Annotated in this window: 22 protein-coding genes; 12 read left to right on the forward strand and 10 right to left on the reverse strand. The window is 41.6% G+C overall.

Annotated features, from left to right (window positions below):
* Positions 1-47: 47 nt before the first annotated feature.
* Positions 48-2,573 (reverse strand): translocation and assembly module lipoprotein TamL, encoded by a 2,526-nt coding sequence (gene tamL, locus IA57_RS07440; RefSeq protein ID WP_036121511.1) that lies wholly within the window; start codon positions 2,571-2,573, stop codon positions 48-50.
* A 106-nt stretch (positions 2,574-2,679) separates the two neighbouring features.
* Here tamL and IA57_RS07445 point away from each other — a divergent pair, with 106 nt between their 5' ends.
* Positions 2,680-3,417 (forward strand): RNA methyltransferase, encoded by a 738-nt coding sequence (locus tag IA57_RS07445; RefSeq protein ID WP_036121514.1) that lies wholly within the window; start codon positions 2,680-2,682, stop codon positions 3,415-3,417.
* Here IA57_RS07445 and porT read toward each other — a convergent pair.
* Positions 3,404-4,117, reverse strand: coding sequence for a type IX secretion/gliding motility protein PorT/SprT (gene porT, locus IA57_RS07450; protein ID WP_036121516.1), 714 nt, complete (start codon positions 4,115-4,117; stop codon positions 3,404-3,406). The genes IA57_RS07445 and porT overlap by 14 nt on opposite strands.
* Before the next feature lies 1 nt (position 4,118).
* The gene (ubiE, locus tag IA57_RS07455; RefSeq protein WP_036121519.1) at positions 4,119-4,847 is read right to left on the reverse strand and encodes a bifunctional demethylmenaquinone methyltransferase/2-methoxy-6-polyprenyl-1,4-benzoquinol methylase UbiE; all 729 of its coding nucleotides are present in this window, start codon (positions 4,845-4,847) and stop codon (positions 4,119-4,121) included.
* Positions 4,848-4,982: 135 nt separating this feature from the next.
* Here ubiE and trkA point away from each other — a divergent pair, with 135 nt between their 5' ends.
* Together trkA and IA57_RS07465 are read left to right on the forward strand one after the other, a co-directional pair.
* Positions 4,983-6,329 carry a Trk system potassium transporter TrkA gene (gene trkA, locus IA57_RS07460; protein WP_036121522.1) on the forward strand — a complete coding sequence of 449 codons (1,347 nt, stop codon included), beginning with the start codon at positions 4,983-4,985 and terminating at the stop codon, positions 6,327-6,329.
* 1 nt (position 6,330) lies between these two features.
* Positions 6,331-7,824, forward strand: a complete 1,494-nt coding sequence (locus IA57_RS07465) for a TrkH family potassium uptake protein (protein WP_036121525.1) — start codon at positions 6,331-6,333, stop codon at positions 7,822-7,824.
* A gap of 70 nt (positions 7,825-7,894) precedes the next feature.
* Here IA57_RS07465 and IA57_RS07470 read toward each other — a convergent pair whose 3' ends face one another.
* Both IA57_RS07470 and IA57_RS07475 read right to left on the reverse strand, forming a co-directional pair.
* Positions 7,895-9,082 (reverse strand): pyridoxal phosphate-dependent aminotransferase, encoded by a 1,188-nt coding sequence (locus IA57_RS07470; RefSeq protein ID WP_188358222.1) that lies wholly within the window; start codon positions 9,080-9,082, stop codon positions 7,895-7,897.
* Between the two features lie 10 nt (positions 9,083-9,092).
* The gene (locus IA57_RS07475) at positions 9,093-10,190 is read right to left on the reverse strand and encodes a fatty acid desaturase family protein (RefSeq protein WP_036121529.1); all 1,098 of its coding nucleotides are present in this window, start codon (positions 10,188-10,190) and stop codon (positions 9,093-9,095) included.
* 141 nt (positions 10,191-10,331) lie between these two features.
* On the opposite strand from IA57_RS07475, the gene rsmG reads away from it, so the two are divergent.
* Complete coding sequence (rsmG, locus tag IA57_RS07480) at positions 10,332-10,961, forward strand: 16S rRNA (guanine(527)-N(7))-methyltransferase RsmG (RefSeq protein ID WP_036121532.1); 630 nt, start codon at positions 10,332-10,334, stop codon at positions 10,959-10,961.
* A 47-nt stretch (positions 10,962-11,008) separates the two neighbouring features.
* Here rsmG and IA57_RS07485 read toward each other — a convergent pair whose 3' ends face one another.
* Together IA57_RS07485 and pruA are read right to left on the reverse strand one after the other, a co-directional pair.
* The gene (locus IA57_RS07485) at positions 11,009-12,655 is read right to left on the reverse strand and encodes a T9SS type A sorting domain-containing protein (RefSeq protein WP_036121534.1); all 1,647 of its coding nucleotides are present in this window, start codon (positions 12,653-12,655) and stop codon (positions 11,009-11,011) included.
* Between the two features lie 141 nt (positions 12,656-12,796).
* Positions 12,797-14,425: an L-glutamate gamma-semialdehyde dehydrogenase gene (gene pruA / locus IA57_RS07490; protein WP_036123181.1), complete on the reverse strand. Its 1,629-nt coding sequence runs from the start codon at positions 14,423-14,425 to the stop codon at positions 12,797-12,799.
* A gap of 150 nt (positions 14,426-14,575) precedes the next feature.
* Between pruA and IA57_RS07495 the strand changes: the two genes are divergently transcribed.
* Both IA57_RS07495 and IA57_RS07500 read left to right on the forward strand, forming a co-directional pair.
* Positions 14,576-15,301, forward strand: a complete 726-nt coding sequence (locus IA57_RS07495) for an NRDE family protein (protein WP_036121536.1) — start codon at positions 14,576-14,578, stop codon at positions 15,299-15,301.
* Positions 15,294-16,289: a DUF6695 family protein gene (locus tag IA57_RS07500; RefSeq protein WP_036121538.1), complete on the forward strand. Its 996-nt coding sequence runs from the start codon at positions 15,294-15,296 to the stop codon at positions 16,287-16,289. The genes IA57_RS07495 and IA57_RS07500 overlap by 8 nt, the downstream gene beginning before the upstream one ends.
* Here the strand turns inward: IA57_RS07500 and apaG are convergent.
* Positions 16,286-16,672: a Co2+/Mg2+ efflux protein ApaG gene (apaG, locus tag IA57_RS07505; RefSeq protein WP_036121540.1), complete on the reverse strand. Its 387-nt coding sequence runs from the start codon at positions 16,670-16,672 to the stop codon at positions 16,286-16,288. The two genes, IA57_RS07500 and apaG, sit on opposite strands and share 4 nt — an antisense overlap.
* 100 nt (positions 16,673-16,772) lie before the next feature.
* Positions 16,773-18,023 carry a type IX secretion system plug protein gene (locus IA57_RS07510; protein ID WP_036121543.1) on the reverse strand — a complete coding sequence of 417 codons (1,251 nt, stop codon included), beginning with the start codon at positions 18,021-18,023 and terminating at the stop codon, positions 16,773-16,775.
* 172 nt (positions 18,024-18,195) lie between these two features.
* Here IA57_RS07510 and IA57_RS07515 point away from each other — a divergent pair, with 172 nt between their 5' ends.
* From IA57_RS07515 to nqrF, 6 genes are read left to right on the forward strand one after another with little or no spacing between them, the layout of a single operon-like run.
* Positions 18,196-19,551, forward strand: a complete 1,356-nt coding sequence (locus IA57_RS07515; protein WP_036121546.1) for a Na(+)-translocating NADH-quinone reductase subunit A — start codon at positions 18,196-18,198, stop codon at positions 19,549-19,551.
* A gap of 40 nt (positions 19,552-19,591) precedes the next feature.
* The gene (locus IA57_RS07520; RefSeq protein ID WP_036121548.1) at positions 19,592-20,815 is read left to right on the forward strand and encodes an NADH:ubiquinone reductase (Na(+)-transporting) subunit B; all 1,224 of its coding nucleotides are present in this window, start codon (positions 19,592-19,594) and stop codon (positions 20,813-20,815) included.
* A gap of 1 nt (position 20,816) precedes the next feature.
* On the forward strand, positions 20,817-21,566 hold the full coding sequence (locus IA57_RS07525; protein ID WP_036121551.1) for a Na(+)-translocating NADH-quinone reductase subunit C: 750 nt from the start codon (positions 20,817-20,819) through the stop codon (positions 21,564-21,566).
* Between the two features lie 4 nt (positions 21,567-21,570).
* Entirely contained in the window at positions 21,571-22,215 is a 645-nt protein-coding gene (locus tag IA57_RS07530; RefSeq protein ID WP_036121554.1) for an NADH:ubiquinone reductase (Na(+)-transporting) subunit D, read from the forward strand.
* Between the two features lie 51 nt (positions 22,216-22,266).
* Complete coding sequence (gene nqrE, locus IA57_RS07535) at positions 22,267-22,989, forward strand: NADH:ubiquinone reductase (Na(+)-transporting) subunit E (RefSeq protein ID WP_084176737.1); 723 nt, start codon at positions 22,267-22,269, stop codon at positions 22,987-22,989.
* 1 nt (position 22,990) lies between these two features.
* Positions 22,991-24,301, forward strand: coding sequence for an NADH:ubiquinone reductase (Na(+)-transporting) subunit F (gene nqrF / locus IA57_RS07540; protein WP_036121559.1), 1,311 nt, complete (start codon positions 22,991-22,993; stop codon positions 24,299-24,301).
* Positions 24,302-24,348: 47 nt separating this feature from the next.
* On the opposite strand, the gene IA57_RS07545 is transcribed toward nqrF, so the two are convergent.
* Positions 24,349-24,798: a hypothetical protein gene (locus tag IA57_RS07545; RefSeq protein ID WP_036121562.1), complete on the reverse strand. Its 450-nt coding sequence runs from the start codon at positions 24,796-24,798 to the stop codon at positions 24,349-24,351.
* Positions 24,799-24,862: the final 64 nt, after the last annotated feature.

Consider the following 24,862-nt stretch of genomic DNA (forward strand, 5'->3'; position numbering starts at 1 on the left):
TTTTTTTGAGTTGTTTTAAGGGAACAAAAATAGTAAAATTATATAGCTTAAAAGGGGTAGTTTATACCAATGTTATAAACAGCATGCTTAAAATTGTAATCGTTAAACCATCTATTTTGGTCAATATAAGAGGGGTCGTAGGTTTTAAAACCAATATCCAACCTTAACAGGAATGGTCCAAAATCGTAGCGGAAGCCCAAGCCAGAGCCTATGGCGATGTCTTTTAACGAACCAAGGCTGTTAAAGGTCGCTTTGTCGTCTTCAACATCGTCTAGGGCATTCCAGATGTTGCCGGCATCGACAAACAGGGCGCCGTAAAAACTGCCAAAAATATTAAAACGCTGTTCGGCGCTTAGGGCAATTTTAAGGTTGGCTTCGTTAAACTCGTTGTTCGATTCCGAACTTCCAGGCCCTAAGCTATAGGCCGTCCAAGCGCGGTTGTCGTTGGCGCCTCCGGCAAAAAAGCTCTTAGAGAAAGGAATGTTTGTAGCGTTGCCATACGGTACGGCCAAACCAAAAAAGCTTCTTATGGCCACAACGTTCTTTTTGCCCAAATCCCAGTGTTTTACATAGTCTAACTCGGCCTTGGCGTATTGGGAGTAGGCCACATTAAAAATCTCGTACCGGTCGTTGCTGTTTTTGTCTAACCCACTAATGCTGGCAATGGTAGAAAACAGATTGCCGGCTAGCTCCAGTTTGGCTCTAAAAATAGAAAAGGTCTCATCGTATAGGGTTTCTCTATTGTCGCGTACATAGTTAAAGTTGGTGGCAAAAATAAGGTTGTCTTCTGTTAAACGTTCTTTCCGTTCGTTAATGGCAGAAACAGTTCTGTAGGGCTCAGTATTGGGTAAAATAGAGGTGTTGCCATTTAGCACGTCCCGTATAAACGCATCGGTTTGCGAGGGGTATTCCAAAGCGTTGCCGTTGTTGTAGTTAATGTTGTGGGCAATGCTGTTAAGCGAGTTAAAGGAGTTGGTATAGACCCCAAAGTAGTTGTCGGGGTTTAGGTTTTTTACAAACTGAACGTTAAACAGATCCAAGCGGTTAGTAACAATGTTCGAGGGGTGCCAGCGGTAGTTAAACACCCCAGAAAGGGTTTGCTTGTCAAGCCCAATGTTGGTTTGGCTTGTTGTGGATAGCGAGATTCTGGTGCTGGGGAACATGGTCTTGGGAATGATTTTTTCGGTCTTGAACGGGAAAAACAACCTTGGAATGGTGAGTTTTAAGTTTGCTCCAATCTCGTTAATGTCGAAAAAACGATCCCTGTCGTCACCGGCATCCTTCGATGCTCCAATAGATCCCAAAGCCGAAATCTCTAAGGTTTCTGCACCGCGAAATACATTTCTTATTAATAGCCCCGGGTTAAAGGAAAACCCTACGGTTTGTATGTTACTTTGGTAAGCTTCGGCACTTAAATTTAAGGCAAAACGCTTTTTTGGAGTAAGGTATATGTTGGCGGTTAACGTGGTGTCTGGGTTTTCAATGTATTCAATATCGGGGTAGTTAAAGGTGCGCAAATCGCTTAGGTGGCGGTAAGAGTTTCCGCGGTCTTTGTCCCTGAAAATTTCGTTTGGCGTAATAAAAATGGCATCGGTTAGCGCTTTGGGTTTAAAGCGCATTTTATCGTAGCTGTATAGGTTGTAGCCTTTGTAAGTGGTGGCGTGGTCTGGAGTTTGGTCTTTTTTGGCAAAGGCGTAATCGGTATAGATGTTAACGTCTTTTATGTGGTAAATGTTAAGCGGAAGGGTATAAGAAGAGTCTAAAGAGGTAATTTTCCTGTTTGATATTTGTAGCTCGACATTCACCTTGTGGTTGGTGTTTATGGTATCGTTTTCAAAAAAAATGTAGTCTTCAGAAAAGTGGTAAACCCCAGAATTTCGCATTTGGTAGTTAATCCGGTTTTTTTCTGCTTCAAAGTCCTTGGTTTCGTATTGTTTGCCTTGCACAACATGCGAAGCTTTGGCTTCCGATTGGTATAACGAGTCTATAATGGGCGAAGCAATAACGGTGGTTAACGAATCTATGGCATACGGTTTACCTGTGGTTACATTATAGGTTATTTCGGCCTTTTTGTCGTCTAGAACTGTAACGTTTGAAGTGGCAAGTGCATTAAACCAGCCGTTGTGGAAAAAATAAGCTTTTAGTTGCCTTTCGGATTTTTGGGTTTTCTCGTCGTTAATAATGGTGGGGGCTTCCCCCGTTTTTTTTAGCCATTGGTTAAACCCAACCCGAGAGGCGATGTATTTGTTTAATTGTTTTTTAGATAAAAAACGCTCTAAACGGTCCCGCCTTTTGGGGTGGGCGTCTATGTTAGCGTTTAAAAGCGAGTCGATATTGGGTCTGGCCAAATTGTAAATATGAAGCCTTAAGGGCGACACCCCTAACAACTCCCTGTTTTTGTGTTGGTAGAGGAGGTTGTTTATTCGCTCCGATTTGTTTTTCTCGCCATTTACCAAAACCGTGTTTTTAACCAGCAGGCGTTCACCATCAGGCACACGCTTAACAGTATTACATGAGGATAAAAATCCTAGAGAGAACAGAATTAATGCTATTTTTGAAAAAAATACTTTCAAATAAAAAATGATTAGTTTTAAAGGCTGTATGTTGTGTTAGGTCTATTACCTAACAACCAAGTCAAAAATACATTATTTACCCGAAAAACTATTGAAACACCTTTTAATGTTATCTAAAAATCAAATAAAATTAATAAACAGCTTAGGTCAAAAAAAGTATAGGCAAAAACATCGGCTTTTTGTTGCCGAGGGCATAAAGACCATTGGCGAGCTTTTAAACTCCGAGTTTAAGCTGCACCAGGTGTTTACAACGGCACCTTTTGATGGGGTTGCTACCGCCTATGAAACGCGTATTAGCCCTGCCGAATTGAATAAAATTAGTTTTTTAAAGTCGCCCAATACGGCTCTAGCGTTATTTAGCATGCCCGAAGAACAAGAGCTGGCAAATGCTCAAGAAGGGCTTACCGTTGCTTTAGATGGGATTCAAGACCCAGGGAATTTGGGAACCATTATCAGGCTTTGCGATTGGTTTGGGGTAACCCAATTGGTGTGTAGTTTAAACACGGTAGATTGTTATAACCCCAAGGTTATTCAGGCCACTATGGGGTCTATTAAACGGGTGCGGCTGTGTTATCGCGACTTAGAGACCTTTTTAGGCGCATCCAAACAGCCTGTGTTTGGCGCTTTTATGGATGGCGAAAACGTGTATGGTAAATCCCTGCCGCAACAGGGCATCTTGGTTATGGGAAATGAGGCTAATGGCATTTCGGCAGGTATAAAGGCCTGCATTACCGAAAAATTAGCCATTCCGCAATTTGGTGTTCATCAAGAAACCGAAAGCTTAAATGTGGCCACGGCCACAGCCATCTTATTAAGCGAGTTTAAACGGGCTACTGGAAGGTGAAGTTAATAAACACCCCGCGGGTTTTCATGGTTTCTATATTGCCGGTCCAAGGGCTGTTGGGATCGTAGTCTCTAACAACCTCGTCGTTAAGGGCAAATACCCCACGAATGGAAGGCGTAAATTTAAACCAGTACAGGTAAAAGTCAATCCCAAACCCAATTTCGTAAAAATACATGCTGCTTTTGGTTCTAAACTTTCCATTGCTGTTATCGTCGGGGTTGTCCTCGTTACTCGATAGGTTTAAAGCGGTAGAAATCCCGCCAACAATAAACGGTTTAAAATTGTTAAGACGTTTTGTAGAGAGCTTTAACAAGAGCGGGATGTGAATGTAGGTCGATTTAATTTCGCGCTCCAAATCGGAGTCGGTGTATTCCAGACCTTGAAAATAACTGGGGTGGTATTCCAAGTTACGAGTCGTCATGTACAAGCCTGGTTCCAGTCTTAAATCAATGTAGTTGTTAACGCGCATGTTACCAACCAGTCCAACATTAAAGCCTGTGGTTTTGTTAACCAAAATGTCTTTTCGGTCAACCTTGTAATCAAAATTAAAATCATAGCTGTTAAAGCCCAAGAAGTAGCCGTAGCTCAAGAATTTTTTGTCGAAATTATCGAGATTCCTAATACGTTCTTTGCTGAAGAGTTGGGCAGAAACCGATTGCGACATCAACACAAGCGCTGCGATATAAAAAAAATGCTTCATGTTACTTTTTCGATGATTTATAAATTGTTGCTACACCCAAAGTTTGTGGGAAGTTTTCAACTTGTATAAACCCAATTTTTCGTAAAATATTGTTTAAAGCTTCGCCATGAGGAAAAACCGATGCCGAATCGCTTAGGTACTTATAAGCACTTTTATCTTTAGAAAAGAGTTTGCCAATTAGCGGCATAATGTGTTTGGTGTATAGGTTGTAGCCTTGCTTAAACGGCGTTTTTGTAGGCACCGAGGTTTCTAGAATAACAAAAATACCACCGGGTTTTAAAACCCTAAGAATTTCTGATAGCCCTTGGTCGAGGTCTTCAAAATTTCTTACGCCAAAGGCCACGGTAATGGCATCGAAGGTATGGTCTTCAAAAGGCAGCTTTTCAGAATCGCCCAGCACCATTTCAATACGGTTGTCCAGTTTTTTTTCGTGTACTTTTTTCTTGCCTATCTCCAACATGCCGCTGCTAATATCCAGCCCTACAATGTTCGGGGCATCGGTTTTGGCCAGACTAATGGCTAGGTCGCCCGTTCCTGTTGCAATATCCAAGATAGATTCTGGATGGGATTGTTTTACCATCGCTACAACTCGGTTCCGCCATTTAATATCAATCCCAAAAGAAATAACACGGTTAAGGCTGTCGTAACCACCAGAAATGTTGTCGAACATTTTGGTGACTTGCTCTTTCTTTTTTAAATCACTGTCCTTATAAGGTTTTACTTTTCCCAATCGTTTCAAAATTTTTGTCAAATATAACCTTTTCAAGTGCCATTTTGCAATGGCGGGCGTAATAATTATATGCCGTAAATTTTTATCCCTCAAGTATTTTTGCTGTATATTTGTGTTCCCAATAGTACAAGAAAAATGAAAATAATTATTGCAGGAGCAGGTGAAGTCGGATTTCATTTGGCAAAATTATTATCTTACGAATCTCAGGAAATCACATTAATTGATGTTAACAAGGAAAGCCTTAACTATGCCGATACGCATTTGGATATTAAGGTGATTAGGGGCGATGCGACCTCTATTTCCATTTTAAAGGAGGCACGTATAGAAAATACCGACTTGCTTATTGCCGTAACCTCTTCTGAAACCACAAACATTACCGTTTGCGTTTTAGGAAAGCGTTTAGGGGCTAAGCGTACCATTGCGAGAATTTCTAATACGGAGTTTGTACACCACAAAGACGAAATCGCCTTTACCACACTGGGAATTGATGAGCTCATCTCTCCAGAAGCTTTGGCCGCTTCTGAAATTGAACTGTTGCTAAACCAATCGGCTTTTAACGATAGTTATGAGTTTGAGGAAGGCGCCCTGACCATGTTTGGGTTAAACCTATCCAGAACAGCGGCTTTTGTTGGTAAAACGGTTAAGGAGGCTGCCGAGATTTTTCCGGAAATACACTTTGTGCCCATAGCCATACAACGCTTTGGAACGCAGTATACCATTATTCCTCGCGGCGATACCCAGTTTAAAGACGGCGATAGTGTGGTTTTTATTACAAGCGAAGGCGGTGCCGAAGAGCTGTGCCGCATGACTGGAAAGGTGAATGCCGAGATTAAGAATGTCATGATTTTAGGGGGTAGTAAAATTGGGTATAAATCGGCTAGGGATTTAAGTAAAACCACCAATGTAAAGCTTATAGAAAAAGACCGCGAGCGGGCTTTTGATCTCGCCGATGGCTTGCCAAAAACCTTGGTTATTAATGGCGACGGACGAAATGTTGATGTGCTGGAGGAAGAGAATATTACCGACATGGACGCTTTTATTGCTGTAACGGGCAATTCGGAAACCAACATCATGTCTTGCTTGGTGGCCAAATCCAAAGGTGTGAAGAAAACCATAGCCTTGGTTGAAAATATGGATTATTTCGAGCTGTCCCAATCTATTGGGATCGATACCTTAATCAATAAAAAACTGCTTGCAGCCAACAATATTTTTAGATATATAAGAAAAGGAGAGGTTGTCGCCATGACCCGCCTTAACAATATGAATGCCGAGCTGCTGGAGTTTAAGGTGAAACCAACCTCTAAGGTGTGTAACAGGTATATTAAAGACATTGACTTCCCAAGATCGGCCATTATAGGTGGCGTTATTAGGGATGGTAAGGGGCATATTGCCCTTGGCGATTTTAAAATTAGTAAAGGCGATATGGTAGTTGTTTGTTGTTTGCCAAGATCGATAAAACAAGTAGAAAAATTCTTCCTATAAAATGAAGCTTAATTATAAGATTATCTTTCATTTTTTTGGCCTGTTGTTGCTCTTCAATGGCGGGTTTATGCTATTGGCCTCTTTAATAAGCTTAATCTATAAGGATGGGGCAACTTTAGGGGTGTTTGCAGCTGGAGCCTTAACCATTTTTACAGGCCTACTTTTAATGTACAACACCAAGGACCATAAAAAGGAAATGAACAAGCGTGAGGGATATGTGGTCGTGGCCTTTGGTTGGATTATTATGTCGCTGTCGGGAACGCTCCCGTACGTGATTACCGGGGCAATTCCCAGTTTTACCAATGCTTTTTTCGAGACCATGTCGGGGTATACCACCACGGGCGCTTCCATTTTAAACGATATTGAAGCAATTCCCAAAGGGGTGTTGTTTTGGCGAAGCCTAACCCATTGGATTGGGGGTATGGGAATTATTGTCCTAGCCGTAGCCGTCTTACCTCTATTGGGTATTGGCGGCATGCAAATGTTTGCTGCCGAAGCGCCTGGGCCTAGTGCCGATAAACTGCATCCCAGAATTACCGATACCGCCAAGCGGTTGTGGCTTATTTATTTTGGATATACGGCCGCAGAGACCATTTTGCTTAAGGTGGCGGGCATGTCTTTTTTCGATGCCATTAACCACGCACTATGTACGCTGTCTACAGGTGGGTTTTCTACCAAAAATGCCAGTGTAGCCCATTGGAACGACCAGCCTATTATTCAGTACATTATTATTGTGTTTATGTTTTTGGCAGGAACCAATTTTGTGCTGAGTTATTTTGCGTTTAAAGGGAAAGTGCAAAAGGTGCTTCAGGATGGCGAGTTTAAATTGTATTTTAGGTTTATAGTCGCTTTTACGTTAATTGCGGCAACCATAATTTATTTTCAAGCCGATGTGTCTAAATCGTCCATAGCCCATCCCATGGTTTGGGGCGAGGCCGAGAGTGCCTTTAGGCATGCGCTGTTTCAGGTGTTGGCCATAGTAACCACCACCGGATTTGTAACGGCAGACTATACGCTATGGACCCCATTTTTGGTGGTGTTCTTCTTTGGACTAATGTTTTTAGGAGGCTCGGCGGGAAGTACCTCGGGAGGTGTTAAGGTGGTGCGGCATTTAATGTTGATAGAGAACGGTTTTTTAGAATTTAAGCGGGCCCTGCACCCCAACGCCATTTTGCCGCTTCGATATAATAAAAAATCAATTCCTGGAGACATTGTTTTTAACATTCAAGGGTTTTTTATTCTCTATATGCTCTCGTTTATTGTGGGCGCCTTGGTGTTTTCAATGCTTGGTATAGACTTTAAGTCGGCCGTGGGTCTGGCTGCGTCTAGTTTGGGGAATGTTGGTCCGGCATTGGGCGAATTTGGCCCAGTAAATAATTATGCGGCCCTTCCGGGCTTGGGCAAATGGTGGGCGTCGTTTTTAATGCTGATCGGGCGTTTGGAACTCTTTACCGTTTTAATCTTGCTAACCCCTTTCTTCTGGCGGAATAGATAAAAATAAAAAAGAATCTACAGGGCTTATGCAGATTCTTTTTTAAGATAACCTATGGATTAGTTGTTGTTTTTTAGCTTACGACTTCTTTAATGCGTTTTAGGGCTTCAATAATCTGTTCTTTAGAAGCAGCGTAGGACAGGCGTATGCAATCTTTATTGCCAAATGCTTCGCCGGTTACCGTGGCCACATGAGCTTCTTCTAATAAATATAACGAGAAGTCGGTTGCATTAGTAATGGTCTTGCCTCGCAATGTTTTACCAAAGTAATGGGAGATGTTTGGAAACACGTAAAAGGCACCTTCTGGAACGTTGGTTTTAAACCCTTCAATATCATTAAGCAAATCTAGAATAAGATCTCTTCGGGTTTTAAACTCATCAACCATAAATTGAATGCGTTCTGGAGCTTCCGTTAGCGCGGTTATTGCAGCGCGTTGCGCAATACAGTTGGTGCCAGAGGTAATTTGGCCTTGCATTTTTGTACAGGCCTTGGCAATCCACTCTGGGGCGCCAATGTAACCAATTCGCCAGCCGGTCATGGCAAAAGCCTTGGCGAGACCGTTAACCGTAATGGTGCGGTCGTACATGCTGGGAATGGCCGCAAAACTGAACATTTTAGGGCCGTAATTAATATGTTCGTAAATTTCATCTGAAAGGATGAAAATATTCGGGTGGTCTTCCAAAACTTCTGCTAGAGCGCGGTATTCTGCTTCAGAATAAATGCTACCACTAGGATTGTTGGGCGAATTGAAAAACACCATTTTGGTTTTTGGGGTAATGGCAGCCGCCAATTGCTCTGGGGTAATCTTGAAATCGTTTTCAATGGTTGAAGGGATTTCTTTAAAGCTGGCTTCGCATAGCATGGCTATGGCCGAATAGCTTACCCAATAAGGCGCGGGCAATAGGACCTCGTCGCCGGGGTTTAAAAGCACCTGGGCAACATTGGCAATGGCTTGTTTTGCTCCAGTAGACACCACAATCTGATTGGGTTTGTAGTCCAGACCGTTATCCCTTTTAAATTTAAGCGCTACAGCTGCTTTCAAGTCGGCATAACCGTCTACAGGAGTGTAGGAATTGTAATTGTCTTCAATGGCTTGAATAGCGGCCTCCTTAATATATTCTGGGGTGTTAAAATCGGGCTCTCCAAGGCTTAGGCCAATAATATCAACGCCTTGCTCTTTAAGTTCCCTAGCTTTAGCGGCCATGGCTAAAGTGGCCGATGTAGGTAAGCTGTTAATCCGGTTAGAAAGTTGGTTGTTCATGCAAAAAAAATTAAGCAGTTACAGGTTTTGCTCCCATGTCCTTTAGGTATTTAAAGTGGGCTGCAATGGCTTTTCTTGTGGTTTTGTATTCGTTATAAGGTAAATTAAATTCTTTAGCGGTTTCTCTAACAATTTTAGAGATTTTAGTGTAATGCACATGGCTAATGTGTGGGAAAATGTGGTGTTCTACTTGGTGGTTTAGCCCGCCTGTAAACCAATTAACCAGTTTGTTTTTTGTTGAAAAGTTTACCGTGGTTTTTAATTGGTGGATGGCCCAAGAGTTTTTCATAGTCCCGCTTTTTTCTGGTAGGGGCATTTCGGCCTCTTCCATAACGTGAGCCAATTGAAAAATAACACTTAAAATAAGTCCGGCCGTATAGTGCATGATAAAGAAGCCTAAAAGAATTTTCCACCATACAATGTCTAAAATTAGCATAGGAAGTACAATCCAAACAGCAATGTAAATAAGTTTTGAGATAACCAATTTACTCCAGTTCCAAACAGGATTTGGAAACTGCCCGTAAGACAGTTTGCGTTTCATGTAGCGTTTCATTTGCTGCCAATCGGTGGTGATGGCCCAGTTAATGGTTAACAAACCATAAAGCAATACAGAGTAGTAGTGCTGAAATTTGTGGTGCCAGCGCCATTCGGCATGTTCTGAGAATCTTAAAATACGTCCGGCTTCTAGGTCTTCGTCATGACCATGGATGTTTGTATAAGTATGGTGCAATACATTGTGTTGTACTTTCCAGTTGTAAACATTTCCTGCTAAAATATAAATACTGCTTCCCATCAATCGGTTAATCCAGGCTTTGTTCGAGAACGAACCATGGTTCCCGTCGTGCATAACATTCATGCCCACACCGGCCATACCAATACCCATAACAATAGTTAAAAGCAATTGGGCCCAACCGGGAATGTCTAGGGTTAACAGTAAAAAGTAAGGGGTTAAAAATAAGGAGAACATCACAATGGTTTTTACCCATAATTTCCAGTTACCTGTACGTTTTATGTTGTTTTCCTTGAAATAATTATTAACGCGTTTATTAAGCGTTCTGAAGAATTTTGCTGAATCTGTTCTTGAGAACGAAAGGGTTTGATTTGACATCTGTAAGATTTTTAATCTATTGAAGCCGTATGGCTTAAACTGTTTTAGGTGCCAAATATAATTAATATCTCATGCTTGCAGGCCAAAGTTTTCATAAAATATACACGATAAATTGTTTATTTTTGTCGAAAATTACACGGCATGGAGCTCATCCTAAACTATTTCCCTAATCTTACCAAGACTCAAATACAACAATTTAAAGCCCTAGAGAACTTGTATCAGGACTGGAATTTGAAAATAAATGTAGTGTCTAGAAAAGACATAGAAGAGCTTTATTTAAGGCATGTACTGCACTCTTTGGGAATTGCCAAGGTTATTCAATTTAAACCCGGTACGCGCATTATGGATGTTGGTACAGGTGGTGGGTTTCCGGGCATTCCTTTGGCTATTATGTTTCCGGAGTGCAGGTTTCATTTGGTAGATAGCATAGGAAAAAAGCTCAAGGTAGTTGACGAGGTTGTAGCAGGACTGGGGCTTGAAAATGTTAAAACAACCCACACGCGGGTAGAGGAGATAGATGAGACTTACGATTTTATTGTTAGTAGAGCCGTAGCGGCCATGCCTACATTTGTAAGATGGATTAAAGGCAAAGTGGCCAAAACCCAAACAAACGACCTTAAAAATGGGATTCTTTATTTAAAAGGCGGCGACCTTTCAGAGGAATTACAAGACTATCGGGCAGCAACACTTTATGAGTTGTCCAGCTTTTTTTCGGAACCCTTTTTTGAAACAAAAAAAGTGGTGCATTTGCCCATAAAGTTTAAAGGATAAAAAAAGCGCTTTGTGTCACACAAAGCGCTTTTTTGATGTACGGTACCTTATTTAACCAGCAGTTTGGTTTTTAATGCGGTTCCCTTTTGGGTGGTAACCTCTAAGAGATACATGCCAGAGGCTAACGATATCGGGATGTCGGCCTGTTCTTGAAGGTCTAACATGCTTTTAAAAACTTGTTTTCCTGTCATGTCATTAATATGAATGCTTGCCTGTTTATGAACTGTGTTACTATATAACTTGAGGCGTTGTCCTAAAACAGGATTTTGCCTTAGTGTAATGATGTCTTTAGTTGCAATCAGGTCTTCTACCGATAAAGTGCCTTGTAATATTTCGTTCAAAGCAAAAGTAATGTTGGGCTCGGTTAGCGTAACGTGGGGTTCGTTATCGGTTGGTACAAATGCATCGTCAAACGGGGCGTTGTTTAAATTGGGTGAGGCGTACCAGTTGTTGTCTGTTATGGCTAGCGCACTAAGCGTTGGAATAAAGCAGAAGTACTGCGAGTTTAGGTTGTTTACAAATTCGGTAATCATGGCATTCGAGCCATCGTCAAAGGCATGCATGTCAAACTGCCCGCCAGGCGCGCTGTCCAGGCCATCAGAAGAGGCTGTAGCCATGGCATCAGCCGAATAAAACATAGCGGGAACCCAACTGCCAAAAAGATTGATTTCACCAAGAAAATCGGTTACCGTAATCGTTTGGTTGGCGCTTGGTGCAAAATGCAGTTGTATGGTTGCTTGGGTGTCAAACCCAGATTGTTGCCCCGTGTCGAAGGTATGATTAATAAGCTCTAGGCCGGGTGTGCCGGTCATTTGCCCAGAGTTGCTGCCATTAGCAATGGTGATGTTTCTCGTGTTTTCAGGGAATCCCATGCCATCTAGTTCGGTTTGAAAGGCATCTCTAAAATTGGGGGCGCCAATGGGGGTGTGCGTTATGTTGTTGTCTTGGTCTATGCCAGAACCGTCAACATGCCCCAAATAATGATCGATAAGCATTTGTTTGGCGGCAGGACTGTTAAGTAGGCCACTAACAAGAGGCTCGGCTTCTGTAATGCCAGGGTCGCCATTTACCATATAATTAAAGAGGTACTGTATGCCAATAGGAACGTTAGCGCCAAGGTGGGGGGAGTCGAAGGAAATATATAGTCTGGTGTCGTGGTTTAGGGTGTTTTGTTCCATATACTTTAGGGCGTATCTGGAAATTAATCCGCCCATGCTTGGTCCAATAACAACATTTTCCTCATTGCCTTGTTTTTGGGCGTTGATGGTGTTGATGAGCTCGATAAGAATAAAGGCGTTGCGCTGAATAAAATCGGCACCGCCATTAATTTGGGCACCATCGGCAGCCCTAGTATAGGTTGGGAAGTTTAAAACCACAAGGTCGAAGCCTTGGTCTCTTACTACATCGGCTAAGTTTTCTACAGGATCGCCATAGTCTAGTAAGCTGTACATGGCTGGGATGTTCCTAGAATCGTTGGGGTCAAAACCATCCACAAAAAAGATGGGTTTGTCGAGAACACCATCCAAATTGTCGTAGTAAATTTTGTATTCCCCTGTACCAATATGGCCTTGGGTTTCGCCAAAGCCTTGGTATAAAATGGTTGATTGTATGCTGGTAATGTTACTTTCACTCCCGGCTTGGGGCAGCGCAATGGTGGTATGCAGTAAGAAAATGAGTAAGTAGTTTAATTTCATAAGATGTTTTTTTAAAGTGATAGCTGCGACTAAAGATAAGAAGTTTGATGTTAATAACGGAGGTGTTTGGAGAAGTGGTTATAAAAAAAGCCTTTAAAACAGGTGTTTTAAAGGCTTTTTATAAGGTATGTTAGGGTGTTTTTATTCCCCTAAGAAAGGATATCTGTAATCTACAGGAGTTACAAACGTTTCTTTAATCAATCTTGGCGACACCCAACGCAATAGGTTTTGTGCGCTTCCGGCCTTATCGTTTGTACCCGATGCTCTTGCGCCACCAAATGGCTGCTGCCCAACAACGGCTCCGGTTGGTTTGTCGTTGATGTAAAAATTACCTGCGGCATTTTCTAAAGCTTTTGTAGCTTCTTCAATAGCATAACGGCAGTTAGATATAATGGCTCCGGTTAGGGCGTATTCGCTTGTTTCGTCAACCAGTTTTAACGTTTCGCTGTATTGGTCGGCGTCGTAAACGTAAATAGTCATTACAGGACCAAACAACTCAGTACACATGGTTGTGTATTTTGGGTTGCTAGTTACAATAACCGTAGGCTGGATGAAGTACCCTTTAGACTTGTCGTAATTACCACCAACAATCACTTCAGCATCGCTATCGGCTTTGGCCTGATCGATGTACTTGGCTAGTTTGTCGAAGGAACCTTCGTGAATCACTGCGGTAATGAAGTTGCTCATATCTTCTGGAGAGCCCATTTTAAATGAGGCAACATCTTCAATTACGTAGTTTTTAACATCTTCCCAGATGTTGTTAGGGATATAAGCTCTAGAAGCTGCGCTACATTTTTGGCCTTGGAATTCGAAAGCTCCTCTAGAAATGGCAGTAGCCACTTGTTTTGGGTTGGCCGATTTGTGCGCGACAATAAAGTCTTTACCACCAGTTTCACCAACAATTTTAGGGTAGGTTTTGTAAATGTGGATGTTGTTTCCAATGGTTTTCCAAAGGTCTTGGAATACGTTGGTAGATCCTGTATAGTGCAATCCTGAAAACTCAGGGTGGTTTAAAACGGTATCGGTAATCATGGCTGGGTCACCAAAAACAACGTTAATAACCCCGTCTGGTACACCGGCTTCCTTAAACACATCCATGATAACTTTAGCCGAATAGACTTGGGCACTACTTGGTTTCCAAACCACAACGTTCCCCATTAAGGCCATACACGATGGCAGGTTTCCTGCAATGGCAGTAAAGTTAAATGGCGTTACGGCATAGGTAAACCCTTCTAATGGACGGTACTCTACACGGTTCCAAGCATCGCTGGTGCTTTCGGGTTGTTCCATGTAAATTTCGGTCATGTACTGTACGTTAAAACGCAAAAAGTCAATAATTTCACAGGCCGCATCTATTTCTGCTTGGTGAATGGTTTTAGACTGCGCAATCATAGTTGCTGCGTTCATTTTAGCACGGTAAGGCCCGGCAATTAATTCGGCAGCTTTAAGAAAAATACCGGCGCGTTGTTGCCAAGGCAATTGCGACCATGATTTTCTAGCTTCTAAAGCCGTAGCAATAGCCTCGTCGATATGAGATTTTTCGGCAAGGTGGTAGGTGCCCACAACATGTTGGTGGTCGTGAGGAGGAGACATGGTCCTGGTTTTACCTGTCTCAATATTTTTTCCGTTGATGTAAAGTGGTACATCAACCTTACTGTTGTACATGGCTTTGTAGGCAGCTAAAACCTCTTCACGCTCAGGGCTTCCTGGGGCATAAGATTTTACTGGTTCGTTAACTGCAATCGGTACATTAAAGAATCCGTTTCCCATATGTTGTGTTTTTATAGGGTTAGTATCAATTAAATCAGGCGCAAAGTTACGGTTTTTTAAGTATTTTTTAAGGTGAAAAGTTACTAAAACCGCGTTAAAAGTTTTTGGTTTTTTGTAAGTTGCCACGGCTTAAAAAGAGACTGTAGTTTTATGTGCACCGTAACACTAATTCCAAAGGGGAAAACCGATTTTATACTAACCTCAAGCAGAGATGAGGCGCCAGACCGGGAAACGTTGCCACCAGATTTTTATGTTGAGGGGCAAACCACCTTGTTGTACCCTAAAGATAAACTGGCTGGCGGCACTTGGCTTGGCGCTAGCGAAAAACAGCGGGTTATTTGCTTGCTTAATGGTGGGTTTTCCAAACACCAGCGTGCGGCGTCGTATACCATGAGTAGGGGAGTGGTTGTTAAAGCGTTGTTGGTGGCCGATCATCTAGAGGATGCCGTAAAAACGTTTCACTTTAAAGGGATCGAGCCTTTTACGATTGTTGTTGTTGATTGGAGCGTTGGCTTGCGGTTTTTTGAGTTGGTTTGGGATGGTGAAACTTCCTATTTTAAGGCTTTGCCATTGGCGCCGAGAATTTGGTCGTCTTCTACCTTGTATACCCCAGAAATGAAGTTGGCGCGGGAGAGTTGGTTTGCAGATTTTAAAAAAAGCCATACCCTAGAGGCGCGTACGCTTTTAGAATTTCATAAAACCACCCACCTGGATAATAAAACTTATGGGGTAGTTATGGATCGGGGTGTTGTGCGAACCACCAGTATTACACAGGTGGCAAAAACAGACGACGTCCTGCAAATGGTTTATAACGATTTAAAAAAAGAAGAACCAATAACCACTACTTTTCCAGTAATGGGAAATGCCTATGAATGATACTGGAATTATTTTAACGTTAGCCTATCCAGAAACTGTTGTCATGCATGCCGAAGAATGGTATTCTCCTTTTTTAAAGTACTTGGGCATTGGGAATAAAACCCATGTTAGAGCAGGCCATGCTGCTTTGGTGCTTATAGATAAAGCAACGGGTGTTTTAGAGTACCACGATTTTGGCAGGTACATAACCTCGCGTCCTAATGGTAGGGTAAGGGGCAGGGATACCGATTGTGAATTAGCTCCTCCTATGCAGGCCAAACTGGTAGCAGGTGAACTGGTGAATTTAAAGGCAATTTTGCGGTATTTGGCAACCCATCCAGAGTTTACTCATGGTGAAGGACCCTTGTATGCATCTGTGTGTAAAAAAATAGATTACCAAAAAGCTCGGGCTTTTATAGATGGTATGCAGGACTTGCATTTTATACGGTATGCAGCCTTTATAAAAGCGGCCAGTAATTGTGCGCGTTTTGTTACAGATACTTTAATCGCATCGGTAACCGATTCAAAAATAAAAAAGCGGCTGTTACGTTCAAAATGGTTTACTCCAAGTACGGTGGGCAATGTGCTGCTTTCAAATACCGAAACAGCTGTTTATAAGGTGTCAACGTTTGGTGAGGTAGATGTTTTTAAGGGGTCGGTCATGCAGATTAACCGGGCTTGTTTTCTGGATAAGTTAAGGGGGCATGGTGTTTCGCAAGTGGGCACACATTTGCCAAAAGGCGATGAGCACGTTGTGGCGCATGCCCAATGGCTGCCTGGGATTGCTGCCGGTGCCTGGTTTGAGTTGCATCCCGGAACGCTTGAAAACGAATATAGATTTAGACGGGTGTCGCCCCAAGGGCATGTTGATGTTGATGCTATTTTTATTGTGCAACAACACGGGTTTCGGTACCAACAAGCCTATGCGTTTGTACACTATTCTAACTGCCTGTTTTTTCATGTTGAGCAGCACGATACAATCTATCGTTTTAATAGGAAGTATGGTTAATTAATTGCGAAAGGTGCGCTTAGTTTAAACGTGGGGATGTTCACCTTAAAATAAGAGGTGGTGGCAAAGTCTACCATATCGTAATGTCCGCTCATGGCGCCAAATGGAGCTGTAAGCAAGCAGCCAGAGCTGTAGGTGTGGGATTCGCCGGGTTTTAAAATGGGTTTTTGTCCAATAACCCCAGGGCCTGAAACGATGGTGGTGTGGTTTAGGGCATCTTTAATAATCCAGTGCCTTGCAGAAAGCTGCACGGTGTTTTTTCCTTGATTTTCTATGCTAACCTTGTAGCCAAAAGCATATTGTATTTTATAGTCTTTGTAAAATGTCCCTTCAAATGTGGTTTCAACCGAAATCTTGATGCCTTTTGTAACTTGCTGTACCATATGCCATACGTTTGCTCCATGCAAGATGGAATGCGCAAAAGTACGAAATTTTAGAATAAGGTGTATGTAAAAAGGCTTGATAACCAATTTTTTAACATGTTTAGTTGGAGATGTTTACCGAAGTGGTCTCTCCAATGCCAATCAATCTGTCGTACCTAGCGCCCAAATCGCGATAGTATACTAAAACCTTATAGTTGTTTTCGGTTTGGTAGTAGTTGCCGCTTACATCGCCCTCTCCCAAGACACCATTGGCATCGACGGTAACGTATTTATAGTTGTAAAAACCTTGTTTTAAAAGGATGCTGGCCTGGTAGGTGTTGCTGTCTGCGTTGTAATGCATGATGTTGCTCTGGTTGGTGGCGTAATTGTTAAAGTTGCCATAAACGTAAACCTGTTTGTCTTTAAGGGTGTTATTGGCTACAAGAGAAAAGTGTACCCAGGCGTAGTCGGCTTCAATGGCTGTTTTTTCAACATCGAGTGCTGTAATTACAAAATTACCGTTAATGTCGGGGTTGTAGGTATAGGGTTTGTTTTTTCTGCTAACATTGGTAAAGAGGTAGTTATTGTACAGGTCGTGCAACTCGATAAACTGAATGTTGTTGTTTGCGGCGCGAATGTCTTTGTTTTCAAAGAACAGGTATTCGTTTCCGCCCCAAAAGCTGGTTTCTTTGGTGTATTTGTAAATCAGCTCGTTACCCAGGGTGTATTGTGGTTTTAGTCCAGATATGGCTGTGGTTAGGTTGTTGTTCTGTACGATTAATGTTTTTACCGTTTGGGACGGGTTGTTAAACCTAATGTTGTTGGAGTTTACAATAATATCAACACTTTGTTTTTCGTCTAAATACGTCACGTCTCTAGACCGTTTAATGCTAACTCCTACTTGAGCCATATTTTCTTGAACCATAAATTTTCTTGAAAAAACCAGTTCGTCATAGTCGTTGTAAATATTAAGCATGTAATTTCCCGAAACCTTTAGCGCACGGGTTCTTTGGTTTGGAATGGTAAGCTTGTAATGCGAATAGATTTGGTAGGTGTTAAAGGAGTTTTCGTAATTCCTGATGCGTTGGTTGTCGAAGCCCTCCATAAATTCTGCTCTGGCCAAGACCGAAGGCGTCCAATCGTAATTGTAATGCTCGATTTTGTAGTAAAAGTCTTCTTCGTCTCCGTTTAGGGCATCGAACTCTAAAACCAAGTATTCCCCTAAGGTTAAAATGGGGAGTTGGCTCTCTGAGGTGTCGCCCTTAAAGGTAATGGTTTTTATGTAGTCTGGCGGGTTAACTTCCTGCACTTGACCAACAATGGCTTGAAACTGAAAAAGAATAATAGAGAGATATAGCGTGAGTTGTTTCATTGGGAATTTTATACAGTTTGTGGGTAAAGATAAGCAATTTTTGTGCCTAAGACGAAAACCCTTATTTAGAACAAGTATAAATAAAATACTCCCGAGGTTTAAGCATCATTATTTCCTATTTACTTCGTAAATTTGCAGCGATTTTTTTGAGAACTAATATCAAATTAAACCTATGTCAAACGACATTACCATTAAGAAAGGTCTGAATATCAATCTAGTTGGTGAAGCTGAAAAGACTACTGAAAATGCCATAGTTAGCAATTTCTACACCATCAGACCTGAAGATTTCCACGGCATAACTCCAAAACTTATCGCAAAAGAAGGCACCCAGGTAAAAGCTGGTGAAACTTTATTCTACAACAAGGACGTTGAAGGGATGAAATTTGTATCGCCTGTTTCTGGTGAGGTTGTAGAGGTTGTACGTGGAGCCAGACGACGAATTATGGCTATTAAGATCCAAGCCGACAAATCGCAAACCGCTGTAGACCACGGTGCGTTTGATGTAGCTAAGGCCGATGCCGAAAGCATTAAGGCCCATTTATTGGCTTCAGGATGTTGGGTGTTTATCAAACAGCGTCCGTACGATGTTATTGCCAATCCTGCAAAAACACCGAAAGCCATTTTTATTTCGGGCTATGCTTCAGCGCCTTTAGCAGCAGATTACGATTATGTGTTGCAAGGGAAAGAAGCCGAAATGCAAGCTGCTATTGATGCCTTAGGGAAGTTAACCGAAGGGCCTGTACATGTTAGTGTAGGTAAACATTCAAATTCGCCTTTGGCTGGATTAAATGGAATTACACTACATAAGGTATCTGGGCCACACCCATCGGGGAATGTAGGTACGCAAATCAATAAAATAGACCCTGTAAACAAAGGCGAGACCGTTTGGACCATCAATCCGCAAGATTTGGTTGTTATAGGCGAGTTGTTGCTAACAGGTAAGTTTAACCCTGAGCGCGTGGTTGCCATGGTTGGTTCGGAAGTTAAATCGCCACGTTATTTTAAAACCAAAATTGGTAGTGAAGTATCGACTATGGTTTACGATAATGGTATAGAAAAGGACGCCAATGCGCGAATCATTTCTGGAAATGTTCTAACAGGAAAACACATTAAACCAGATGGTGCTTTAGATTATTACAGCAATACCATTACGGTAATTCCTGAAGGCGACGATTACGACTTATTTGGTTGGAACAAACCAATTTTTAATAAAATCTCGACATCGAGAGCCTTGACGTTTTCTTGGTTAAACCCAAAGAAAAAATACGACCTTAACACCAATACCAATGGTGAGCACAGAGCATTTGTAGTGACTGGAAGTTACGAAGAAGTATTTCCGTTGGATATCTACCCGATGCAACTGCTTAAAGCCTGTATGTATAAAGATTTAGATGAAATGGAGGCCCTAGGAATGTACGAGGTTGCCCCAGAAGACTTCGCTCTAACCGAATTTGTGTGTGTGTCTAAACAACCGCACCAAAAAATAATTAGAGAAGGTCTGGACATCATGATTAAAGAAATTGGGTAATCGTTCATTTTTAATTTCTAGAATGAAAAACTTTAAATAAATGAGTTTAAAAAACAATTTACATAAGCTAAAGGAAAAATATAATGGTACCAAGATGGCACCGTTGTTTAACGGTTTCCATACCTTTTTATATACGCCGAACGAAATAACGCATGGTGGGACGCACATTAAAGCTGCAGACGACTTAAAGCGTACCATGAACACCGTAATCATGGCATTAGTACCATGTTTAATTTTTGGTATGTTTAATGCCGGATACCAGCACCATTTAGCCCTAGGCGACATCCAAGCAGCCAATGGTTTTTTTGGAGCAACATTTTGGAGCTGGGATAATTTAGTGGTGGGATTATGGAAAGTATTGCCACTTGTAATCGTGTCTTATGGCGTTGGTTTGGCGATCGAATTTTTATTCGCCGTAATTAAAGGCCATGAAATTGAAGAGGGCTACCTGGTAACAGGGATGTTAGTGCCTCTAATTGTACCAATAGATTTACCACTATGGATGCTGGCTGTAGCCGTAGCCTTTGGGGTGGTTATTGGGAAAGAAGTCTTTGGTGGTACAGGAATGAACATCCTTAACCCTGCTTTAACCATTCGTGCCTTCTTATTCTTTGCCTATCCAACCTGGATGTCGGGCGATAAGGTATGGGTACATGGTGCTGTAGAGCGCGCCCAAGAGATCGCTGGAGGAGCCAATGTTGATGCCATTTCTGGCGAAACCGTTTTAGGAAGCTTGGCCCAAGGGCACGAAGCCAGCTATTCGGTTGCCGATATGTTCTTCGGAATGATTCCAGGATCTGTAGGTGAAACATCAACCTTATTAATCTTATTAGGTGGCTTGTTCTTAATCTTTACTAAAATAGGAAGCTGGAGAATTATGCTGTCATCGGTTGTTGGTGCTTTAGTGATGGGCTTGATATTTAATGGCGTTGTCGATGCTGGTTGGATTAGCGAAAGCAGCAAGTTTTATGGACTAATGAGTACCGAGTTCTGGCACCACTTACTAATTGGTGGGTTTGCCTTTGGTGCTGTGTTCATGGCAACCGATCCTGTAACCGCTTCACAAACCAATAAAGGAAAATGGATTTACGGATTCTTAATAGGATTTATTTCAATCTTAATCCGTGTGTTCAACCCAGCCTACCCAGAAGGTGTTATGCTAGCCATCTTATTGATGAACGTATTTGCGCCAACGATTGACCACTACGTGGTACAAGGGAATGTGAAGAAAAGAATGAAACGTTTAAAAGCAAAAACAGCTTAAAATGAGTAATAAAACAGATAGCAACGTATATACCGTATTGTTTGCCATAGGTATGGTAATTGTAGTTGGGGCTTTGTTGGCATTTACGGCATCGTCATTAAAACCAACGATTACAAAAAATAAAGAGCTGGAGAAGCAGCAAAACATCCTGTATGCTATGGGGGTTAATGAAAACGACGAGACAAGTGCAAATTTTGTATCGACCGATGTAGCTCCAGAATTATTTAACAAGTACATCACCAAACAGCTAGTTATCCAAGGTGGCGAAGTTTCCGAAGATAATGAAGCCTATTTAATGGATATTAAAAAAGAAAAGGCACAAGCTAAAGGCGATGCTTCTAAAAGAAGACTACCACTATTTATAGGGGAAAAAGATGGGAAAACCTATTACATTGCCCCAATACGAGGAAAAGGACTTTGGGATGCCGTTTGGGCTTATATAGCTTTAGATAAGAACATGGTTATTCAAGGCGCTTATTTCGATCATAAAGGAGAAACACCTGGTTTAGGTGCCAACATTAAAGAGCGTTATTTTATGGACGACTTTATAGGTGAGCATCTGTTGGATAGCAATGGCAACTTTAAAGGAGTGGCCATTACAAAAAGTAATGCCGATCCAACCAACCAGGACAAGACCGATAACGAAGTCGATGCCATTGCCGGAGCAACCATTACCGGAGATGGTGTGGCTGCCATGATTAAAGGAGATTTAGCATTGTACGTACCTTATTTTAAAAATTTAAACAACTAATCTTATGGGATTACTTTCAAAAAAAGACGCCAAGTTAATTACAGATCCGTTAGCCGATAATAACCCAATTACCATTCAGGTATTAGGTATCTGTTCTGCCCTAGCCATTACGGCGCAGTTAAAGGCCTCTATTGTAATGTCTTTGTCGGTATTGTTTGTAATGGGCGTAGGAAATGTGGTTATTTCTTTAATTAGAAATATCATCCCATCAAAAATTAGAATCATCGTTCAGCTTACCGTTGTAGCAGCCTTGGTAATTATTGTAGACCAAGTGCTTAAGGCTTATGCCTATTCTTTAAGTAAAGAGCTTTCGGTATTTATTGGGTTAATTATTACCAACTGTATTATTATGGGGCGTTTTGAAGCCTTTGCCTTAGCGAATGGCCCTTGGCGTTCGTTTTTAGATGGTATTGGTAACGCTCTAGGATACGCTGTAATCTTGGTAATTGTTGGGTTTTTTAGAGAACTTTTAGGCTCTGGTACCTTATTAGGAATAAAAGTATTGGGCGACCCTATAGAGAAAACAGGATTGTATGCCCTAGGTTACGAGAATAACGGTTTTATGCTGTTGTCGCCCATGGCGTTAATTGTAGTAGGAATCATTATTTGGGTACAACGTAGTAGAAACAAAGATTTAATAGAGGATTAAAATTGACTTGTCATTCTGAACTAGATTCAGAATCTCATCAAAATAAAGCATATGGAACATATAGAATTATTTTTCAAATCAATATTTATCGACAACATGGTATTTGCCACGTTCTTAGGAATGTGTTCGTACCTGGCGGTATCTAAAAAAGTAAGTACCGCAGTAGGTCTAGGTGCTGCAGTAATCTTTGTTTTGGCGGTAACTGTACCGGTAAACTGGTTGTTAGATCAATACATTTTACAACCAGGTGCCTTACAATGGTTAGGCGCAGAATACGCCGATTACGATTTAAGTTTCTTATCGTTTATCATGTTTATTGCTACCATAGCAACCATGGTACAATTGGTAGAAATTGTGGTAGAGAAGTTCTCACCATCGTTATATAACTCTTTGGGGATTTTCTTACCGCTTATTGCTGTAAACTGTGCCATTTTAGGAGGCTCTTTATTCATGCAGTCTAGAGAGATTGAAACCATAGGACTAGCCTTAAACTATGGTGTGTCTTCGGGTATTGGTTGGTTTTTGGCCATTTTAGCGATTGCCGCTATTCGTGAGAAAATACGTTACTCTAACGTGCCAGCACCATTAAGAGGCTTAGGTATTACGTTTATCATTACAGGTTTAATGGCGATTGGGTTTATGAGTTTTGGAGGCATGTTAACTGGCGGTGACGACGAGGCAAAGCAGGAGGAAACCACAACGGCAAAAGTAGAGCAAGCCAAGAAGGCAGAAGACAATAAATTAGCTGAAAACACCACGACAATAAACGAGTAACATGATATTAGCAGCAGGAACATTAGGAACAATTTTAGCAACCGTAGGGGCCTTTTTAGTGGTTACCCTAGTTTTGGTAGGCTTATTATTATTCGTAAAGCAAAAGCTTTCACCATCTGGGCCAGTAACCATAAAAATCAATGGTGAAAAAGAAATTGAAGTAGCCTCTGGAGGTACTTTATTATCAACATTAGGAAACCAAAAAATATTTTTACCATCGGCTTGTGGTGGTGGTGGAACATGCATTCAGTGTGAGTGTCATGTGCTAGAAGGTGGGGGCGAAGCGCTTCCAACCGAAACACCTCACTTTACACGTAAGGAACTGCAACACGGTGTTCGTTTAGCATGCCAGGTAAAAGTAAAACAGAACATGGAAATTACCATTCCAGAAGAAGTTTTTGGTATTAAAAAATGGGAAGCCGAAGTGGTGCGTAACTACAACGTAGCATCTTTTATTAAGGAGTTTGTGGTGCGTATACCAGAAGACATGAACTATAAGGCCGGAGGATACATTCAAATTGAAATTCCACCGTGTACCATCAATTATAAGGACATCGATATTACGGCTCACCCAGAAGAGCACGAAACACCAGACAAGTTCCAAGCAGAATGGGATAAATTTGGATTATGGCCTTTGGTGATGAAAAATGATGATGTTGTAGAGCGTGCCTACTCCATGGCTTCTTACCCTGCAGAAGGGCGCGACATTATGCTTAACGTGCGTATTGCTACGCCGCCATGGGACCGCAATAAAAACGGATGGATGGATGTAAACCCTGGGGTAGCATCATCGTATATTTTTGCTCAAAAACCAGGCGACAAGGTAACCATTTCTGGTCCTTATGGTGAGTTCTTCATCAACGAGTCTGAAGCCGAAATGTTATACGTTGGTGGTGGAGCTGGTATGGCGCCAATGCGTTCGCACTTGTACCACCTGTTCAAAACCCTTAAGACTGGTAGAAAAGTAACCTATTGGTATGGTGGTCGTTCTAAGCGTGAATTGTTCTATATTGAGCACTTTAGAGCGTTAGAAAGAGACTTCCCTAACTTTAAGTTCTATTTGGCCTTATCGGAACCGTTACCAGAAGACAACTGGAAAGTGAAAACCGATATTAACGATGAAGCAGGTGATGGATTTGTAGGCTTTATTCACAATTGTGTGATCGATAACTACCTAAGCCACCACGATGCACCAGAAGACATTGAACTGTATTTCTGTGGGCCGCCGTTAATGAACAAAGCCGTTGAAAAAATGGGACAGGATTTTGGTATGCCAGATGAAAACATCCGATTTGATGATTTTGGTGGATAAACCAAAACAACATAATGAAACAAGCCAGCTCATTCGAGTTGGCTTTTTTATTTAATAGAGGAGCTTAAATGTTCAGCGTTATAATTAAACATCTTGGAGCAATCCATAACATTAGGTAAGTTGTCTAGTTTACAGAGGACTTCAACAACATACGACAAGCCTTTAAATAAGTTATCCGGATTTGTTGCATGTTCGGGCTTCGAGTTTTTATGGTTTAAGGGGAGCTGGTAGCCGCAACCTTTTAAAAAAGCATGTTCAATTTGTAGCAATTCTAAAGGGGTATAACCATTAAAGCGTCGTCCAAACCTCTGGTTAACTAGCCCAATGTAATTCAAGTTTAAACTCCCATGCTCATCAGAGAGGTGTTTCCATTGCGCTGTTTGATTTAGAATATTACCAACAGCACATTGCTTGCAGCACTCTGGGTTAAGGGTGTTGCTGTGAAAAGCCGTGTATAATTTTATAACAGCTGCTTCAAAACGTGCGGTTGTTTTCATAACGAACTATCTATTAGTAAGATACAAAAAAATATTTAAAAGATTAATATTGAGCTAATTGAAG

Origin of the sequence: Mangrovimonas yunxiaonensis, from assembly GCF_000733475.1 — a bacterium.
Lineage (GTDB): Bacteria > Bacteroidota > Bacteroidia > Flavobacteriales > Flavobacteriaceae > Mangrovimonas > Mangrovimonas yunxiaonensis.

Excerpts from the sequence above, each read along its gene's own strand:
- IA57_RS07470 (WP_188358222.1), bottom strand. The coding sequence starts at position 9,082 with ATGAACAACCAACTTTCTAACCGGATTAACAGCTTACCTACATCGGCC.
- rsmG (WP_036121532.1), top strand. The coding sequence starts at position 10,332 with ATGGAGCTCATCCTAAACTATTTCCCTAATCTTACCAAGACTCAAATA.
- IA57_RS07520 (WP_036121548.1), top strand. The coding sequence starts at position 19,592 with ATGAGTTTAAAAAACAATTTACATAAGCTAAAGGAAAAATATAATGGT.
- IA57_RS07515 (WP_036121546.1), top strand. The coding sequence starts at position 18,196 with ATGTCAAACGACATTACCATTAAGAAAGGTCTGAATATCAATCTAGTT.
- IA57_RS07530 (WP_036121554.1), top strand. The coding sequence starts at position 21,571 with ATGGGATTACTTTCAAAAAAAGACGCCAAGTTAATTACAGATCCGTTA.
- IA57_RS07445 (WP_036121514.1), top strand. The coding sequence starts at position 2,680 with ATGTTATCTAAAAATCAAATAAAATTAATAAACAGCTTAGGTCAAAAA.
- IA57_RS07465 (WP_036121525.1), top strand. The coding sequence starts at position 6,331 with ATGAAGCTTAATTATAAGATTATCTTTCATTTTTTTGGCCTGTTGTTG.
- pruA (WP_036123181.1), bottom strand. The coding sequence starts at position 14,425 with ATGGGAAACGGATTCTTTAATGTACCGATTGCAGTTAACGAACCAGTA.
- nqrF (WP_036121559.1), top strand. The coding sequence starts at position 22,991 with ATGATATTAGCAGCAGGAACATTAGGAACAATTTTAGCAACCGTAGGG.
- IA57_RS07500 (WP_036121538.1), top strand. The coding sequence starts at position 15,294 with ATGAATGATACTGGAATTATTTTAACGTTAGCCTATCCAGAAACTGTT.
- IA57_RS07545 (WP_036121562.1), bottom strand. The coding sequence starts at position 24,798 with ATGAAAACAACCGCACGTTTTGAAGCAGCTGTTATAAAATTATACACG.
- apaG (WP_036121540.1), bottom strand. The coding sequence starts at position 16,672 with ATGGTACAGCAAGTTACAAAAGGCATCAAGATTTCGGTTGAAACCACA.
- IA57_RS07495 (WP_036121536.1), top strand. The coding sequence starts at position 14,576 with ATGTGCACCGTAACACTAATTCCAAAGGGGAAAACCGATTTTATACTA.
- IA57_RS07510 (WP_036121543.1), bottom strand. The coding sequence starts at position 18,023 with ATGAAACAACTCACGCTATATCTCTCTATTATTCTTTTTCAGTTTCAA.
- porT (WP_036121516.1), bottom strand. The coding sequence starts at position 4,117 with ATGAAGCATTTTTTTTATATCGCAGCGCTTGTGTTGATGTCGCAATCG.
- IA57_RS07485 (WP_036121534.1), bottom strand. The coding sequence starts at position 12,655 with ATGAAATTAAACTACTTACTCATTTTCTTACTGCATACCACCATTGCG.
- IA57_RS07525 (WP_036121551.1), top strand. The coding sequence starts at position 20,817 with ATGAGTAATAAAACAGATAGCAACGTATATACCGTATTGTTTGCCATA.
- IA57_RS07475 (WP_036121529.1), bottom strand. The coding sequence starts at position 10,190 with ATGTCAAATCAAACCCTTTCGTTCTCAAGAACAGATTCAGCAAAATTC.
- trkA (WP_036121522.1), top strand. The coding sequence starts at position 4,983 with ATGAAAATAATTATTGCAGGAGCAGGTGAAGTCGGATTTCATTTGGCA.
- nqrE (WP_084176737.1), top strand. The coding sequence starts at position 22,267 with ATGGAACATATAGAATTATTTTTCAAATCAATATTTATCGACAACATG.